This window comes from Sinorhizobium fredii NGR234 (genome assembly GCF_000018545.1).
Lineage (GTDB): Bacteria > Pseudomonadota > Alphaproteobacteria > Rhizobiales > Rhizobiaceae > Sinorhizobium > Sinorhizobium fredii_A.
The window spans coordinates 3,579,390-3,595,821 of the sequence record NC_012587.1 but is presented as its reverse complement, the minus strand read 5'-3'; the positions used below and the strand labels follow the sequence as shown (position 1 = coordinate 3,595,821).

15 protein-coding genes are annotated in these 16,432 nt (G+C 63.3%); 11 read left to right on the top strand and 4 right to left on the bottom strand.

The window, feature by feature from the left end:
- Positions 1–6 precede the first annotated feature (6 nt).
- On the top strand, positions 7–330 hold the full coding sequence (locus tag NGR_RS28105) for a phosphoribosyl-ATP diphosphatase (RefSeq protein WP_012709876.1): 324 nt from the start codon (positions 7–9) through the stop codon (positions 328–330).
- A complete protein-coding gene (gene coaA / locus NGR_RS28100) occupies positions 327–1,322 on the top strand; it encodes a type I pantothenate kinase (RefSeq protein ID WP_012709875.1) in 996 nt (331 codons plus the stop codon). The genes NGR_RS28105 and coaA overlap by 4 nt, the downstream gene beginning before the upstream one ends.
- A 208-nt stretch (positions 1,323–1,530) precedes the next feature.
- Here the strand turns inward: coaA and NGR_RS28095 are convergent, their stop codons facing one another.
- From NGR_RS28095 to NGR_RS28080, 4 genes are all read right to left on the bottom strand, one after another.
- Positions 1,531–2,142, bottom strand: a complete 612-nt coding sequence (locus tag NGR_RS28095) for an alpha-ketoglutarate-dependent dioxygenase AlkB (RefSeq protein ID WP_012709874.1) — start codon at positions 2,140–2,142, stop codon at positions 1,531–1,533.
- 120 nt (positions 2,143–2,262) lie between these two features.
- On the bottom strand, positions 2,263–2,736 hold the full coding sequence (lysM, locus tag NGR_RS28090; RefSeq protein WP_012709873.1) for a peptidoglycan-binding protein LysM: 474 nt from the start codon (positions 2,734–2,736) through the stop codon (positions 2,263–2,265).
- Positions 2,737–2,822: 86 nt separating this feature from the next.
- Positions 2,823–3,257, bottom strand: coding sequence for an alternative ribosome rescue aminoacyl-tRNA hydrolase ArfB (gene arfB, locus NGR_RS28085; protein ID WP_012709872.1), 435 nt, complete (start codon positions 3,255–3,257; stop codon positions 2,823–2,825).
- Between the two features lie 101 nt (positions 3,258–3,358).
- On the bottom strand, positions 3,359–4,969 hold the full coding sequence (locus tag NGR_RS28080; protein ID WP_012709871.1) for a phosphoenolpyruvate carboxykinase: 1,611 nt from the start codon (positions 4,967–4,969) through the stop codon (positions 3,359–3,361).
- Positions 4,970–5,302: 333 nt separating this feature from the next.
- Between NGR_RS28080 and NGR_RS28075 the strand changes: the two genes are divergently transcribed.
- The 9 genes from NGR_RS28075 (at position 5,303) to NGR_RS28035 (ending at position 16,432) form a co-directional block, all read left to right on the top strand.
- On the top strand, positions 5,303–6,028 hold the full coding sequence (locus NGR_RS28075) for a response regulator transcription factor (protein ID WP_012709870.1): 726 nt from the start codon (positions 5,303–5,305) through the stop codon (positions 6,026–6,028).
- Between the two features lie 567 nt (positions 6,029–6,595).
- Complete coding sequence (locus NGR_RS28070) at positions 6,596–8,329, top strand: sensor histidine kinase (protein ID WP_240545223.1); 1,734 nt, start codon at positions 6,596–6,598, stop codon at positions 8,327–8,329.
- Positions 8,326–8,784 (top strand): HPr kinase/phosphorylase, encoded by a 459-nt coding sequence (locus NGR_RS28065; protein WP_012709868.1) that lies wholly within the window; start codon positions 8,326–8,328, stop codon positions 8,782–8,784. The genes NGR_RS28070 and NGR_RS28065 overlap by 4 nt, the downstream gene beginning before the upstream one ends.
- Positions 8,785–8,939: 155 nt before the next feature.
- Positions 8,940–9,341, top strand: a complete 402-nt coding sequence (locus tag NGR_RS28060; protein ID WP_012709867.1) for a PTS sugar transporter subunit IIA — start codon at positions 8,940–8,942, stop codon at positions 9,339–9,341.
- Positions 9,341–9,631: an HPr family phosphocarrier protein gene (locus NGR_RS28055; RefSeq protein WP_012709866.1), complete on the top strand. Its 291-nt coding sequence runs from the start codon at positions 9,341–9,343 to the stop codon at positions 9,629–9,631. The genes NGR_RS28060 and NGR_RS28055 overlap by 1 nt, the downstream gene beginning before the upstream one ends.
- Positions 9,632–9,865: 234 nt before the next feature.
- The gene (gene ahcY / locus NGR_RS28050; protein ID WP_164924539.1) at positions 9,866–11,266 is read left to right on the top strand and encodes an adenosylhomocysteinase; all 1,401 of its coding nucleotides are present in this window, start codon (positions 9,866–9,868) and stop codon (positions 11,264–11,266) included.
- 428 nt (positions 11,267–11,694) lie between these two features.
- Complete coding sequence (locus tag NGR_RS28045) at positions 11,695–14,178, top strand: PAS domain-containing sensor histidine kinase (RefSeq protein ID WP_012709864.1); 2,484 nt, start codon at positions 11,695–11,697, stop codon at positions 14,176–14,178.
- A gap of 7 nt (positions 14,179–14,185) precedes the next feature.
- The gene (locus NGR_RS28040; RefSeq protein ID WP_012709863.1) at positions 14,186–15,691 is read left to right on the top strand and encodes a bifunctional tRNA (adenosine(37)-N6)-threonylcarbamoyltransferase complex ATPase subunit type 1 TsaE/phosphotransferase; all 1,506 of its coding nucleotides are present in this window, start codon (positions 14,186–14,188) and stop codon (positions 15,689–15,691) included.
- Positions 15,692–15,700: 9 nt separating this feature from the next.
- Entirely contained in the window at positions 15,701–16,432 is a 732-nt protein-coding gene (locus NGR_RS28035; RefSeq protein WP_012709862.1) for a nucleotidyltransferase family protein, read from the top strand.

The following is a 16,432-nucleotide window of genomic DNA, read 5'->3' as shown; positions in this document are numbered from 1 at the left end:
TTCGTGATGACCGAGTTAACTCTTTCCGACCTCGAACAGATCGTGGCGACCCGCGCCGGGGCGGCGCCGGAAGACTCCTGGACGGCCAAGCTGGTTGCTGCCGGTCAGCCGAAGGCGGCGAAAAAACTCGGCGAGGAGGCGGTCGAAACGGTGATCGCGGCGGTCAGCGGCGACCGCAAGAATCTGATCGATGAGAGCGCCGATCTCCTCTATCATCTTATGGTCGTATTGAATATCGCCGCCGTCCCGTTGCAGGATGTGATGAGCGAACTGGCCAGGCGGACCAGCCAGTCCGGCCTGCAGGAGAAGGCAAACCGGCAGAATCCATGAGCATCGCCGCGAAAGACATCGAACCGGGCGATATTCCGGGCAATCTCACCGGGGGCGAATTTTCGCCCTATCACGTCTTCTCCGCCGAGGAATGGTCGCGCTTTCGCGCCGATACGCCGCTGACGCTGACGGGAGAAGAGGTCAAGCGGCTGCGCTCTCTCAACGACCCGGTCGATCTCGGCGAGGTGCGCCGCATCTATCTGTCGCTGTCGCGGCTGCTCTCCGCCCATGTGGAAGCGTCGCAGATCCTCTTCCAACAGCGCAAGCGCTTCCTCAGCATGTCGGACGAGACGAAAACGCCCTTCGTCATCGGCATCGCCGGTTCGGTTGCCGTCGGCAAGTCGACGACCGCCCGCATCCTCGCCGAGCTGCTGGCACGCTGGCCGTCGAGCCCGAAGGTCGATCTCATCACCACCGACGGCTTTCTCTACCCGAATGCGATCCTGCAGCGCGACAACATGATGGATCGCAAGGGCTTCCCCGAGAGCTATGACATCGGCGCGCTGTTGCGCTTCCTCTCGGCGATCAAGGCCGGCCGGCCGAACGTCAAGGCGCCGACCTATTCGCACCTGACCTATGACGTCATCCCCGACCAGTTCCAGCTTATCGACCGGCCGGACATCCTGATCTTCGAGGGGATCAACGTCCTGCAGTCGCGCGACCTGCCGGCCGACGGCAAGATCGTGCCGATGGTGTCGGACTTCTTCGACTTCTCGATCTATATCGACGCCGAGGAAAGCCTGATCCACAACTGGTATGTGAGCCGCTTCATGCGGCTCAGGGAGACCGCCTTCCAGAATCCGCAATCCTTCTTCCACCGCTATTCGACGATCAGCGAGGACGCGGCGCGGGCGATCGCCGAAGGGTTGTGGCACAACATCAATTTGAAGAACCTGCACCAGAACATCCAGCCGACGCGACCGCGCGCCGATCTCATCCTGCAGAAGGGGCCGAGCCACCTCACTCAGACGGTGGCGCTGAGGAAGCTCTAAAGGTTAGGGTTCTCTTTTGGAAAAAGACCCCTCCCCAACCCCTCCCCAGGTGGGAGGGGCTCGCGATGACGCGCCCGCTCCTTCTTTTTTCAGCCATTCCGAAAGCTCAGACCGTTGGAACTGGCAACTGCGCCCGCCGCGGTCGCTGAAGCCCTCCCACTTGTGGGCCCTTGTGGGGAGGGGTTGGGGAGGGGTCTTTTCGAAAGCCTCAAAGATTGACGCGCCGCAGGGTCAGATTGACACGGCCGCCGTTCTTCAGGAGCGTCGAGGTGTTCGGATAGATCCGGTCGACCCCATGAAAGGCAAGCCGCCCCTCGCCGCCGAGCACGACGACATCGCCGCTTTCAAGCTTGAAGGACATGGTCTGGCCGCCGCGCGTTCGTCCGCCGACGCGGAACAGGCAGGTATCACCGAGCGAGATCGACACGACGGCCGTTTCGAGATCGCGCTCATCCCGATCCTGATGCAGGCCCATGCGGGCTTCGGCGGAATAGAAGTTGACGAGACAGGCTTCGGGCCGCTTGTCGCTGGCCGAAACCGCCCGCCAGATGTCGATCAGGACGTTCGGAATCGGCGGCCACGGCTTGCCGGTGACGGGATGATCCGGCTGATAGCGATAGCCGCGCTCGCGATCGGTGACCCAGCCGAGCGAGCCGCAGTTCGTCATCTGCACCGACATCGGTCTGCCGGTCTTCGGCATTTCCGGAACGTAGAGCGGGGCGGCGGCGACCACGCCGCGGATGGCCTCGATGAGCGCCTCCTGACGCGACCGGTCAAGAAAACCGGGAATATGCCTGACGCCTTTCGGCAGCACCTGCATTCTGGAAATCCTATCGCCCAAGATCCACCGGCCCATTCGCGCAGAAGGAACTGCACGGCGACGGGACGCGACAGACATGTAGCGTTCGCCGGAGCCGAACGCGACCCGAAAATCGCTTGGTCAAACGGCGTCGAGGTCCGGAATGCGCAGCACCTGGCCGGGATAGATCTTGTCCGGATGCGTCAGCATCGGCTTGTTCGCCTCGAAGATCACCGTGTGTTTGGCGCCCTTGCCCTTGCCGTACTGCGCCTCGGCGATCTTCCAGAGATTGTCGCCTTTCTTCACGGTATAGAAGACCGGAGCCTTGGCCGGCGCCGGCGCCGCGGCGCCCTCGGCCACCTTCAAATCCGAGGCTTCGACTGCCGATATGCCGAGCGTATTGCCGACGGCGACGACGGCCTTCTCGAAAATCGACTGGTCCTCGACGACACCCTTGAGGGCCACCTTGTCGTCCACGACCTCGACCTTGACGTCCTTGGTGCCGAGATCGTGCGATGCGAGCTCCTTCTCGACGGTCGCCGCATCCGGCGGGCTATCGTCGTCGCCGATACCGAGCTTCTTGCCAGCGTTTTTGATGAAGCTGAACAGACCCATTGTCGCCTCCCTTGCGCAGCATATTCGGGAAAAAGAGGGCGCGGCGGTGAAAAGGCAAGGGAGCGACCGAACGATTCGAGCGTCGCTCAGTCGCCGGCCGGACGGCCGCGCAGTTTCTTTATTTCGCCGCGGCCGGATTTCTCCTTCAGCCGCCGCTCGATCGAACCACACGTCGGCTTCGTCTTCTTGCGCGGCGGCGGTGGCGGTTCGGCCGCCTTCAGGATCAGTTCCCTCAGCCGCTCGCGGGCGTCCTCGCGATTGCGGTCCTGGCTGCGGAAACGGCTGGCCTCGATCATCAGCACGCCGTCCTTCGAGGCCCGGCGGCCGGCAAGCTTCAGGGCATTGGCCTTGACGCGGTCCGGCAAAGCCGGTGATGCCTGGATGTTGAAAAAAAGCTGGACGGCCGTCGACACCTTGTTGACGTTTTGGCCGCCCGGACCGCCGGCCAGCACGAATTGTTCGGCAAGTTCCCAGCCGGCGATGACGATGTTTTCGTTGATATAGAGCGGTTCGCTTGCCATCGATTGTTCCTCGGCCGTTCTATCGCACCTTGAAAACAATCAGGCAAACGCGAAAACCCGGCCGCGAGGGCCGGGTTTCACGTGAATCATGGCCTGTAATCTTACTCGGCGGCCAGTTTGGTGCCCGGAGCGGCATCGCGCACGCTGCCGTCGACATGGCTCTCGAACTTGGCGAAGTTGGCGATGAACATGTCGACCAGCCGCCGGGCCTGGGCATCGTAGGCTTGGCCGTCCGACCAGGTCGAGCGCGGGTCGAGAATACGGTCGTCGACGCCCGGCACCGAGACCGGCACGGCGAAGCCAAAATTCGCGTCGGTGCGGAAGGCGGCGCTGTTCAGCGATCCGTCGAGTGCCGCCGAAAGAAGCGCACGGGTGACCTTGATCGGCATGCGGCTGCCGGTGCCGTAGGCGCCGCCGGTCCAGCCGGTGTTGACGAGCCAGCAGGTAACGCCGTTCCTGGCGATCAGGTCCTTCAGCAGGTTGCCGTATTCGGACGGATGACGCGGCATGAACGGGGCGCCGAAGCAGGTCGAGAAGGTCGCTTCCGGTTCCGTCACGCCCTTCTCGGTGCCGGCGACCTTGGCGGTGTAGCCGGAAAGGAAGTGGTACATGGCCTGTTCCGGCGTCAGCTTGGCGATCGGCGGCAGCACGCCGAAGGCATCGGCCGTCAGCATGATGATGGTGCGCGGCTGCGGCGCCGTGCCGGTCTCGCTGGCATTCGGAATGAAATCAAGCGGATAGGCGATCCGGGTGTTTTCGGTCAGCGAGCCATTGTCGAAGTCGGGTGCGCGCCGCTCGTCGAGAACGACGTTCTCCATGACGGTGCCGAAGCGCCGCGTCGTCGCGAAGATCTCCGGCTCGGCCGCTTCCGACAGACGGATCGCCTTGGCGTAGCAACCGCCTTCGAAGTTGAAGACGCCCTTGTCGCTCCAGCCATGCTCGTCATCGCCGATCAGCGTGCGGTTCGGATCGGCCGAAAGCGTCGTCTTGCCGGTGCCGGAGAGGCCGAAGAAGATGGCGGTGTCGCCGGCCGGGCCGACATTGGCCGAGCAGTGCATCGGCATGACGGCCTTGTTCGGCAGCAGGTAGTTGAGCACGGTGAAGACCGATTTCTTCATCTCTCCGGCATAGGACGTACCGCCGATCAGCACGAGCCCTTTGGTCAGGTCGCAGGCGATGATCGTCTCGCCGCGGCAGCCGTGGCGTTCCGGGTTGGCCTTGAAGCTCGGCAGGTCGATGATCGTCAGCTTCGGCAGGAAGCTCGCCAGCGCCTCACGCGGCGGACGGATCAGCAGATTGCGGATGAACAGCGAGTGCCAGGCGAATTCGGTGACGACGCGCGTCGGCAACGCATTTTCCTGATCGGCGCCGCCGACGAGGTCCTGCACATAGAGCGACATGCCCTTGGCATGCGCCAGCATGTCCTGGCGGAGGCGCTCGAAGTTTTCCGGGGAGATGGCGCTGTTGTTGTCCCACCAGATCTGATCGCCGGTCGCCGCGTCACGCACGACGTATTTGTCCTTGGGCGAGCGGCCGGTGTGCTGGCCGGTGCGAGCGCAAAGCGCGCCATGGGCCGTCAATTGCGCCTCGCCGCGGCGAAGGGCTTCCTCGTAAAGCTCCGCTGCCTCGAAGTTGTAGCGAACGACCGAGAGGTCGGAAAAACCGATCGTTTCCAATCCGTTCGAGGGGTTGCGGGTACCGAGTTGCTCCATGGTCAAGCTTCCTTCGTCTCTGGCCAATGGCGTTGAATTTCATCGGAACATACCGGCTCGGTTTGCTGAACACAAGATAGCTAAGTCTAAAAGAGTAATGATATCAGTATATTAATCGATTTAAAGAAAAATATGCATTTTTTAATCGGTTGAATCGCGCCATGCAAATGTCCGATTGAGACCCCTGCGCCTGGCACTCCCACCCCGGGCTTTTTGGGCTTCGCCACAATTTGTTCCACCTTTATACTCAAGTAACGCAGCGTGACTCGCGGTTGCCGCCGCTTCGAAGAGCGGATTGCGGCGCCGGACCCATAAAGACGGAGTTGAAACACGATGCAGACCATCGCGCTTGTCGATGACGACCGCAACATCCTGACATCGGTATCCATCGCGCTGGAAGCCGAGGGCTACAAGGTCGAAACCTATACGGATGGCGCTTCCGCGCTCGAGGGCCTGCTGGCGCGCCCGCCGCACCTTGCGATCTTCGACATCAAGATGCCGCGCATGGACGGCATGGAACTGCTGCGGCGGCTTCGGCAGAAATCCGATCTGCCGGTGATCTTCCTGACCTCCAAGGACGAGGAGATCGACGAGCTCTTCGGCCTGAAGATGGGCGCCGACGATTTCATCACGAAACCGTTCTCGCAGCGACTGCTGGTGGAGCGCGTCAAGGCGATCCTGCGCCGCGCACCGGCCCGCGACGCAGCCGCGGCCGGGGTCGCCGGCGCCGCCAAGAGCGCCGACGCGCCATCGCGCTCGCTGGAGCGCGGACAGCTGGTCATGGACCAGGAGCGCCACACCTGCACCTGGAAGAGCGAACCGGTCACCCTCACGGTCACCGAATTTCTCATCCTGCATTCGCTGGCACAGCGCCCCGGCGTCGTGAAGAGCCGCGACGCGCTGATGGATGCCGCCTATGACGAACAGGTCTATGTCGACGACCGGACGATCGACAGCCACATCAAGCGGCTTCGCAAGAAGTTCAAGATGGTCGACGTCGACTTCGATATGATCGAGACGCTCTATGGCGTTGGCTATCGCTTCCGCGAGTCCGCCTGAGGCGGTGCCGCTGCATGTTTCCTTAAATCCTAGCCGATTTAAGGATAAAAACATGCAGCAATTCAAAGTGCTACAGCGACCTTTGTGCGTCTGATGAGACGCACGGCGCTGTAGCGGGGCTTGCCTTCGCCCCTATTGTGGATCATTGAGAACCGGCGCGGCGGCCGAAGCGGATCGCAGCTCACGACTGGCCGCGCCGCGGGCTACTGCATATCTCCTTGAATCGCCTTGGATTGAAGGAGAAAGACATGCAGCAGCTCAAAGTGCTTCAGCGACCTTTGCGTGCCTGATTAGGGCGCGCGGCGCTGCAGGATCATAGCTGCGAGCGATTCCGCCGGACAAGGCGGGTTTCGGCGGAAGGCAGCGCAATTGACCTCGAGCCGGGGAGCTCGTTGCTCGCTCGCGGAAACGGCGGCCGGCGGGAGACATTCCGAGCGCAGCAGAGGCAGCTCGGCCCCAGGCGGTCGCGCAAATGAAACGGGCGGCGAATATTTCGTCGTGGGAGCGGAAGACTTGGTAGAAGTCTTGCAGGGCGAGATCGAAGATTCGGACGGGCGGTCGTCGGCGCTGCGTGGAAGGCGCCGGTGGGCGCATCCGTTCACGCTGATCCGCAGGCTGTTCGGCAACGCCGTCTTCTCCAGCCTGACGCGGCGCATCGTCTTCTTCAACCTCGTCGCGCTCGTCGTTCTGGTCGGCGGGATCATGTACCTGAACCAATTCCGCGAGGGTCTCATCGACGCCCGCGTGGAAAGCCTGCTGACGCAAGGCGAGATCATCGCCGGCGCCATCTCCGCTTCGGCGTCGGTCGACACCAACTCGATCACCATCGATCCGCAAAAACTGCTCGAACTGCAGGCCGGCGAAAGCATAACTCCACTGCCGAGCGACGAGGACCTGGAATTCCCGATCATCCAGGAGCGGGTCGCGCCGGTCCTCAGGCGGCTGATCTCGCCGACCCGCACCCGCGCCCGCCTGTTCGATGCCGACGCCGACCTGCTGCTCGACTCGCGCCATCTCTATAGCGGCGGCCAGGTGCTGCGTTTCGACCTCCCGCCCGTCGATCCGGAGACGTCGAGCGTTTCGGAGAAGATCGGCACCTGGTTCAACCGCTTGCTGCAGCCGGGCGACCTGCCGCTCTACAAGGAGCCGCCGGGCGGCAATGGCTCGATCTATCCGGAGGTGATGAATGCGCTGACCGGCGTGCGTGGCGCGGTGGTGCGCGTCACCGAGAAGGGCGAGCTGATCGTCTCCGTGGCGGTGCCGGTGCAGCGCTTCCGCGCCGTGCTCGGCGTGTTGCTGCTCTCCACCCAGGCGGGCGACATCGACAAGATCGTCCATGCGGAACGCCTGGCGATCATCCGCGTCTTCGGGGTGGCGGCGCTCGTCAACGTCATCCTGTCGCTGCTCCTGTCGTCGACGATCGCCAATCCCTTGCGCAGGCTGTCGGCCGCCGCCATCCGGGTGCGCCGCGGCGGCGCCAAGGAGCGCGAGGAAATCCCGGATTTCTCCTCCCGCCAGGACGAAATCGGCAATCTCTCGGTGGCGCTCCGGGAAATGACGACGGCGCTCTACGACCGCATCGCGGCGATCGAGGCCTTCGCCGCCGACGTCAGCCACGAGCTCAAGAACCCGCTTACCTCGCTCAGGAGCGCCGTCGAGACGCTGCCGCTGGCGCGCACCGACGACTCGAAGAAGCGGCTCCTCGACATCATCCAGCACGACGTCCGTCGCCTCGACCGGCTGATCAGCGACATTTCCGACGCCTCGCGGCTCGATGCCGAACTGGCGCGCAGCGATGCCAAGAAGATCGACCTCGAGAAACTGCTCGGCGACCTCGTCGACATTTCCCGACAGATTCGCGGCAAGAAGAAGCCCGTGCTGCTCGACTTCGTCGTCGACCGCAAGGACAATCCGAAGGCGAACTTCATCGTCAGCGGCTACGACCTGCGCATCGGCCAGATCATCACCAACCTCATCGAGAACGCCCGCTCCTTCGTGCCGGAGCCGAACGGCCGGATCATCCTGCGCCTGGCCCGCTCGCGGTCGCGCTGCCTTGTCTATGTCGAGGACAACGGACCCGGCATCCAGGCGGAAGACATCGACCGGATCTTCGAGCGCTTCTACACGGACCGACCGGAAGGCGAGGATTTCGGTCAGAATTCCGGTCTCGGCCTGTCGATTTCGCGCCAGATCGCCGAGGCGCATGGCGGCACGCTCAAGGCGGAAAACATCGTCGGCCGGGGCGGCGAGGTGACCGGTGCCCGCTTCATCCTCGCCCTCCCAGCCGAGCCGCACGCGTGACGACGCCAATCTGCAACATCCACGGTACCGCCATGGTGCTCGGCGCGACCGGCTTCCTCGTCACCGGCCCTTCCCGATCGGGAAAATCTGCCCTGGCGCTCGCCTTGATTTCCGAGGTCAGGCGCCGCGGCCGCTTCGCGGCGCTCATTGCCGACGACCGGGTCGACCTCACGCTTGCGAACGAGCGGATCGTGGCGCGCTGCCCCGCATCGATCCGCGGGCTGATCGAGATCCGTGGCAGCGGCATTGCTGAAGTCGAAACTCTGCCCGCCTGCGTCCTCGAATGGGCGATCCTGCCGGTGCGCGCGCCATTCGATCCGCGCCTGCCTCCGGAACAGGAGGAACTGAAGCTTGAGATCGGGCGAAGTCTGCCGATGCTGCGTCTTCCGATTGAAACTCCGCTCGGGCCGGTCGATGCACTCGCGGCATTGCTGCCGCAAAAACTAGGTCTTTAGCCTTAATGAGAGGCAGGTCGGCTGCTTTTTCGGCATTTTTGGCTTGCACTTCAGCTTTTCCTTGCCAAGATGGCCGCCCCAACAGGTGGACGAAATTGCTGCATTGCGATATCTGACCATCGACGAGTTGCACTGCAGTTGGAGCAAAGATACCCATGATCGGACTTGTGCTTGTCACCCATGGCAAGCTGGCGGATGAGTTTCGGCTTGCCTTGGAGCATGTCGTCGGTCCGCAAAAAGCTATCGAGACGGTGTGCATCGGCCCCGAGGACGACATGGACCAGCGGCGTCAGGATATCCTCGACGCGGTCGAAGGTGCCGACGAAGGCAACGGCGTGATCATCCTGACCGACATGTTCGGCGGCACGCCCTCCAATCTCGCTATTTCCGTGATGCGCAGCGGCGTCGTCGAGGTGATTGCCGGCGTCAACCTGCCGATGCTGATCAAGCTCGCCGGCGTCCGGGGCGAAAGCGACATGGACAAGGCCCTTGTCGAGGCTTCCGAGGCGGGCCGCAAATACATCAATGTCGCCAGCCGCGTCCTGAGTGGCAAATAATGGACCACCTCTCCGACACGGCGCTGACGCGCGAGCTGCTGATCGTCAACAAGCGCGGCCTGCATGCGCGGGCCTCGGCGAAATTCGTGCAGACGGTCGAGGCCTACGATGCCGAGATCACCGTCTCCAAGGACGGCATGACCGTCGGCGGAACGTCGATCATGGGGCTGATGATGCTGGCGGCCAGCACCGGCTGCACGGTCTTCGTGACTGCCAGCGGCAACCAGGCCGAAGAGGCTCTGAACGCCCTCGACGCGCTGGTGCGCGACAAGTTCGGCGAAGAGATGTGAAATCCGTTTCGGCGATATGCTGCAAGGTGGCCGGCAGGTCGGATGAGGGGCCGCTCCGAGCCGAACCGAATGCAGCTGATATAAACATATAAAGACCTCTTTATATGTTAGTTGCCCTCCCCTCTGATTCCTGATAGACCGGGCGCACTCTCCCCGTCAGCTTGAAGCGCGGGAGGCATTGTCATGCCGCGGAACACGACGCGGCGCGCCCAAGGAACCAGCCTGGAGAACTCCATGACCGCAACTCAGGACTATATTGTCGCCGACATCGGGCTTGCCGATTTCGGCCGCAAGGAAATCGCCATCGCCGAAACGGAAATGCCGGGCCTGATGGCCTGCCGCGAGGAGTTCGGCGCATCGAAGCCGCTGAAGGGCGCGCGGATTACCGGCTCGCTGCACATGACCATCCAAACCGCCGTCCTGATCGAGACGCTGGTGGCGCTCGGCGCGGAGGTCCGCTGGGCGTCCTGCAACATCTTCTCGACGCAGGACCATGCCGCAGCGGCGATCGCTGCAAGCGGCGTCCCGGTCTTCGCCATCAAGGGTGAGACCCTCGAGGAATACTGGACCTATACCGACAAGATCTTCCAGTGGGCCGATGGCGGCGTCTCCAACATGATCCTCGATGATGGCGGCGACGCCACCATGTACATCCTGCTCGGCGCCCGCGCCGAAGCCGGCGAGAACGTGCTGACCAACCCCGGCTCGGAGGAAGAAGAAATCCTCTTCGCCCAGATCAAGAAGCGGCTTGCCGCCTCGCCGGGCTGGTTCACCAAGCAGCGCGACGCCATCAAGGGCGTGACCGAAGAGACGACCACCGGCGTCAACCGCCTCTACCAGCTCCAGGCCAAGGGCCTGCTGCCCTTCCCGGCAATCAACGTCAACGACAGCGTCACCAAGTCGAAGTTCGACAACAAGTACGGCTGCAAGGAATCGCTCGTCGACGGCATTCGTCGCGGCACCGACGTGATGATGGCCGGCAAGGTCGCCGTGGTCTGCGGCTATGGCGATGTCGGCAAGGGCTCGGCCGCCTCGCTGCAGGGCGCCGGCGCCCGCGTCAAGGTCACCGAGATCGACCCGATCTGCGCCCTGCAGGCCGCCATGGACGGCTATGAAGTGGTGCAGCTCGAGGACGTCGTCTCGACCGCCGACATCTTCATCACCACCACCGGCAACAAGGACGTCATCCGCATCGAGCACATGCGCGCGATGAAGGACATGGCGATCGTCGGCAATATCGGCCACTTCGACAACGAAATCCAGGTTTCCGCGCTCCGGAACCTCAAGTGGACCAACGTCAAGCCGCAGGTCGACCTGATCGAGTTCCCGAAGGGCAACCGGCTGATCCTGCTTTCGGAAGGCCGCCTCCTGAATCTCGGCAACGCCACCGGCCACCCGTCCTTCGTCATGTCGGCCTCCTTCTCCAACCAGGTGCTGGCGCAGATCGAGCTCTTTACCAAGGGCGGCAACTACAAGAACGAAGTCTACATCCTGCCGAAGCAGCTCGACGAGAAGGTCGCCCGCCTGCATCTCGCCAAGCTCGGCGCCAGGCTGACCGAGCTTTCGGAAGAGCAGGCCGGTTATATCGGCGTGAAGCCGCAGGGTCCGTTCAAGGCCGAACACTACCGGTACTAATCCTTACCCGGGAAATCCACAACATCTTGTGGCCGCGATCTTGACAAGAGATCGCGGCCGCTTTTTTGGGCCACGCACTTTGCGGCGAATCTTCAAAGAAGTATTGTTTAAGTCATTGATTCGTGACGCTGGTGCGGATTTTCAGTCGAAGGATTGAAGAGCGGCATGGTGCGGGGCCTGCAGCGTTGTGCGTCTTTCCAGACGCACAAAAGTCGCTGTAGCACTTTGGATGCTGCATGTTTTTATCCTTGAATCGGCGATTTAAGGAAACATGCAGTGGCGTTGCGAGCGGGGATGTCTTGTCGGAAGCGGCAAACAGACGGAGACAGACCGGGGATGCAATCGGAACGGACGCAAACCCTCCTCGAGGGTTTCGGGCATGGCGACGCGCGGTCGGCAGCACTTTGCGGATCAACGGGGACGGCGCCATGAAAAGAGAACGAGCCAGCTTTTTCGGCGACGGCCGCAAGGCTTCCCGGCTGATGCGGCGCCTGCTCGCCGGCACGACCCTTCTTGCGGCAACCGATGCGGCCGCCCAGGCTTCCGCTCCGGTCGCCAGATCGATTTTCGGCACGTCCGAAGTCGTGACCTTTTCCGTGCTGATCGGGGTGATCTCCGCAGCCATGCTTTCGGCAATCTGGCTGATCCGCCAGCGCGGCAACATCGAAGCGGAGAATCGTGCGCTGCGCGCCGATCTTTCGGACGCCAACCAGCGGATTTCCCGTTTCCAGGCGCTGATTGCCGACAAGAACCGGCGGATCGTCGTCTGGGACGGTCTGGCGGAGCGCCCGGAATTCCTCGGACAGCTTCCGCTCGAGACCGGCGCGCCGCAAGACGACCGGGATTTTCTTGCCTTCGGCCGCTGGATCAAGCCGCAATCGGCGGGCCAGCTCGAGAAAGCGATCGAGGCCTTGCGCGCCCAGGCGCAAAGCTTCGACCTGGTGCTCGAAACGCAGCGCAACGAGGTGCTGGAGGCGCAGGGCCGCGTCTCGGGCGGACGCGCCTTCGTGCGCTTCATCGCGCTCAACAATCTGCGGGCTGAGCTCGCCGAGCTGAAGCTCGATCGCGACCAGTTGCATGTCTCGCTCTCGACCTTCCGCACCCTTCTCGATGCGATCGACCTGCCGGTCTGGCAGCGCGGCGCGGACGGCAAACTCGAATGGGTCAACGAGGCCTATGCCGAGGCGGTCGACGCGCGCAGCCCGGCAGCGGCGGCCTCCGAGGGGCGCGAATTGCTGGCGACCGCGGCGCGCGAAAAAATCCGCGCCGTCTCGAGCTTCGAAACGCCCTTCCGCGACAAGCTCTCCACCGTCGTCAAGGGCAACCGGACCTTCTTCGACGTCGTCGATGCCCGCACGCACGCCGGCTCGGCGGGCATCGCCATCGACGTTTCGGGCATCGAAGCAGTGCGCGAGGAACTGGCGCGCACCTTGAAGAGCCACGCCGAAACGCTCGACCACCTGGCAACGCCCGTGGCGATCTTCGACGGCAATCAGCGCCTGCAGTTCTACAACCAGGCTTTCCAGCGTCTCTGGGAACTGGACATGGGATTCCTGGAGCGCAAGCCGGACAATGGCGAAGTGCTCGACCGGCTGCGGGCCGGCAACAAGCTGCCGGAACAGCTGAACTGGAAGCAATGGAAGGCGAACGCGCTGTCGGTCTACCAGGCCCTCGACACGCAGTCCGACCTCTGGCACCTGCCGAACGGGCAGACCTTGCGCGTCTTCGCCACGGCGCGACCCCAAGGCGGCGCGACCTGGGTCTTCGAGAACCTGACCGAAAAAGTCGATCTCGAAATCCGCTACAACACGCTGGTGCAGGTTCAAGGCGAAACGATCGACCACCTTGCCGAGGGCGTCGCGGTGTTCGGGCCGGACGGCCGCATCCGGCTGTCCAATCCGGCCTTCCGGGCGATCTGGGGCATCAGCGAGGTGGAAGCGAAGCCCGGCACCCATATCCGCGCCGTCGAGCAGGCGTGCCTTTCCTCCTACGACCAGCCGGATGGCTGGAAGCGTTTCGCCCATATCATCACCAGCTTCGACGACGAGCGGCCGTCGAGCCGCGGCATCCTCGAGCTTCGCACCGGGCTGATCCTCGACTATGCGGTCATTCCACTGCCCAACGCCCAGACGATGCTGACCTTCGTCAACATCACCGACAGCGTGCGGGTCGAGCGGGCGCTGACGGAGAAGAACGAAGCCTTGCGCAAGGCCGATGCGCTGAAGAACGATTTCGTCCATCATGTTTCCTACGAGCTGCGCTCGCCGCTGACCAACATCATCGGCTTCGCCGACCTCCTGAAGACACCGGCCTTCGGCGCGCTCAACGACCGCCAGGCGGAATATGTCGATCACATCGCCACCTCCTCGGCGCTGCTGCTGACGATCGTCAACGACATTCTCGACCTTGCGACGGTGGATGCCGGCATCGTCGAGCTCGACATGTCCGAGGTGAACCTTCTGGACCTGCTCGACGACGTGGCGCAGCAGATGGCCGACAGGCTGACGGAGAGCGGCGCTTCGCTGCGAATCGATGCCGCCGACAATCTCGGACGCATCGTCGCGGACCAACAGCGGCTAAAGCAGGTCTTCATCAAGCTCTTGACCAATGCCGCCAATTTCGCACCCGACGGCAGCGCCATCGACCTCAAATGCCGGCGCGAAGGCGGCGATTTCGTCTTTTCGGTCAGCGACACCGGACCGGGCATCCCGCAGGACGTGCTGAACACCGTGTTCAACCGCTTCGAAAGCTACGGCCAGCGCGGCGGCGCCGGCCTCGGCCTGTCGATCGTCGAAAGTTTCGTCAGCCTGCATCACGGCACCGTCTCGATCCGCAGCAAGGAAGGCGAAGGCACCGAAGTCACCTGCCGCATCCCCTCCGCCGAAATGCCGAAGATCATCGCGGCGGAATAGTTTTTCGATGAAGTCTCTCGAACGCCTGCTGAAGGACGAAGCCGCGACGATCGAGCTCGGCGAAGACCTGGCGCTGGCCCTGAAAAAAGGCGATTGCGTCGGCCTCTCGGGCGACCTTGGGGCGGGCAAGTCGACCTTCGCGCGCGCCTTCCTCCGGGCGATGGCAGACGACGAAGGGCTCGAGGTGCCGAGCCCCACTTTCACCGTCGTGCAGAGCTACGAGCTTCGGATCCCCGTCGCGCATTTCGATCTCTACCGTCTCGCCGACGCTTCCGAGCTCGACGAACTCGGCTTCGACGAGGCGCTCGCGGAAGGCATCTGTCTTGTCGAATGGCCCGAGAAGGCCGCCGAAGCGTTGCCTGCCGAGCGTATCATGCTGAGCTTCACGCATGAGGGCGAAGGGCGGCGCGTCCGGATCACTGGGCCTGACGCGGCCTTCGAGCGGATCGCCCGTTCGCTTGCCATCCGGGCCTTCCTGTCGGATGCCGGTTATCCGCACGCAGGCCGACGGCACCTGAGCGGCGATGCCTCGGTGCGGGCCTATGAGCGGATCCACGACGGTGAGCCGGCGAAAATCATGATGGACGCGGCCAGGCACAAGCCCGGCCCGATCCTCCAGGACGGCAAATACTACCAGCAGCTCGCCCATATCGCCGAGGACGTCGTCCCCTTCGTCGCCATTTCCGAACTGTTGCGCCAACGCGGCTTCGCAGCACCGGCGATCTACGCCCGCGATCTCGACCTGGGACTGCTGCTCATCGAGGATCTGGGTGCCGAGGGCATTCTCGACGCCGAAGGCCGGCCCGTCGTCGAGCGCTATAGCGAGGCCGTGCGGCTGCTTGGCCGTCTCCATGCCGCGCCACCCGAGCGCGACATCGCGGTCGCCGACGGCATCGTCCATCACATTCCCGACTTCGACCGCACGGCAATCAAGATCGAGACGAGCCTGTTGATCGACTGGTACCTGCCCTGGAAGCGCGGACGGCCTGCATCGCACGCGGAGCGAAGCGAGTACTTCGCGATCTGGGACCGATTGATCGATAGTCTCGGCTCAACCGAAAAGAACCTGCTGCTGCGCGATTTCCACTCGCCCAACATCCTGTGGCGGGCGGAGCGCGATGGCCTCGACCGCATCGGCATCATCGATTTCCAGGACGCGATGATCGGGCCGACGGCTTACGACGTTGCCTCGCTGGTGCAGGACGCCCGCGTCACGATCGACCGCGAGCTGGCAGACAGGCTGATGGGCACCTACATCGCCGAGCGCAAGGCTTCCGGAAGCTTCGACGAGACGGCCTTCCTGCGCGACTGGCATATCATGGCGGCGCAGCGCAACTGCAAGCTCGCCGGCATCTGGGTGCGACTGAAAGAGCGCGACGGCAAGCCCGGCTACATGAAGCACATGCCGCGCACCTTCGGCTATCTTCAGCATGCACTGACGCATGAAGTGCTGACACCCTTGCGCGATTGGTGCATTAAGGCTGGAATCCTGGCTAGCGAATCAGCCAACTGACAGGAAATCATGTCGATCACCAATGCCATGGTGCTTGCGGCCGGACTGGGCACCCGCCTGCGGCCGATCACCGACACACTGCCGAAGCCACTCGTCCAGATCGCCGGCAAGCCGATGATCGACTACGTGCTGGACCTGCTCGCGGCCGCCGGCGTCACCAAGGCCGCCGTGAACGTCCACCACTTCGCCGACCAGATGGAGGCCCATCTCAGCCGGCGCGAGACGCCGCGCATCCTGGTTTCGGACGAGCGTGAGGCGCTGATGAATTCCGGCGGCGGGCTTGCCAAGGGGCTGAAGCTGCTCGACAACGGACCGGTGCTGGTGATGAATGCCGATCTCTTCTGGGTCGGCGAGAAGGCCGGGCAACCCTGCAACCTGCAGCGGCTCGCCGCCTTCTTCGATCCGGAGCGCATGGACATGGCGCTGCTCTGCGTGCGCCTGGAGGACACGACGGGGCACAACGGCAAGAAGGATTTTTCGCTGTCCGAGGAGGGGGCGCTGACGCGCTACGCGGACGGCATGGAAAATCCGGTGGTCTATGCGGGCGCAATCGCCATGGATTCACGGCTGTTCGCCGATGCCCCCACCGATGCCTTCAACCTCAATATCTATTTCGACCGGGCGATCGACAGAGGCCGTCTCTTCGGGCTGATGCTCGACGGCCAGTGGATGACCGTCGGCACGCCTGACGCCATCGAGGAGGCGGAGGCCGTGGTCCGGCGCTTCGAACCGGGAGGGTAG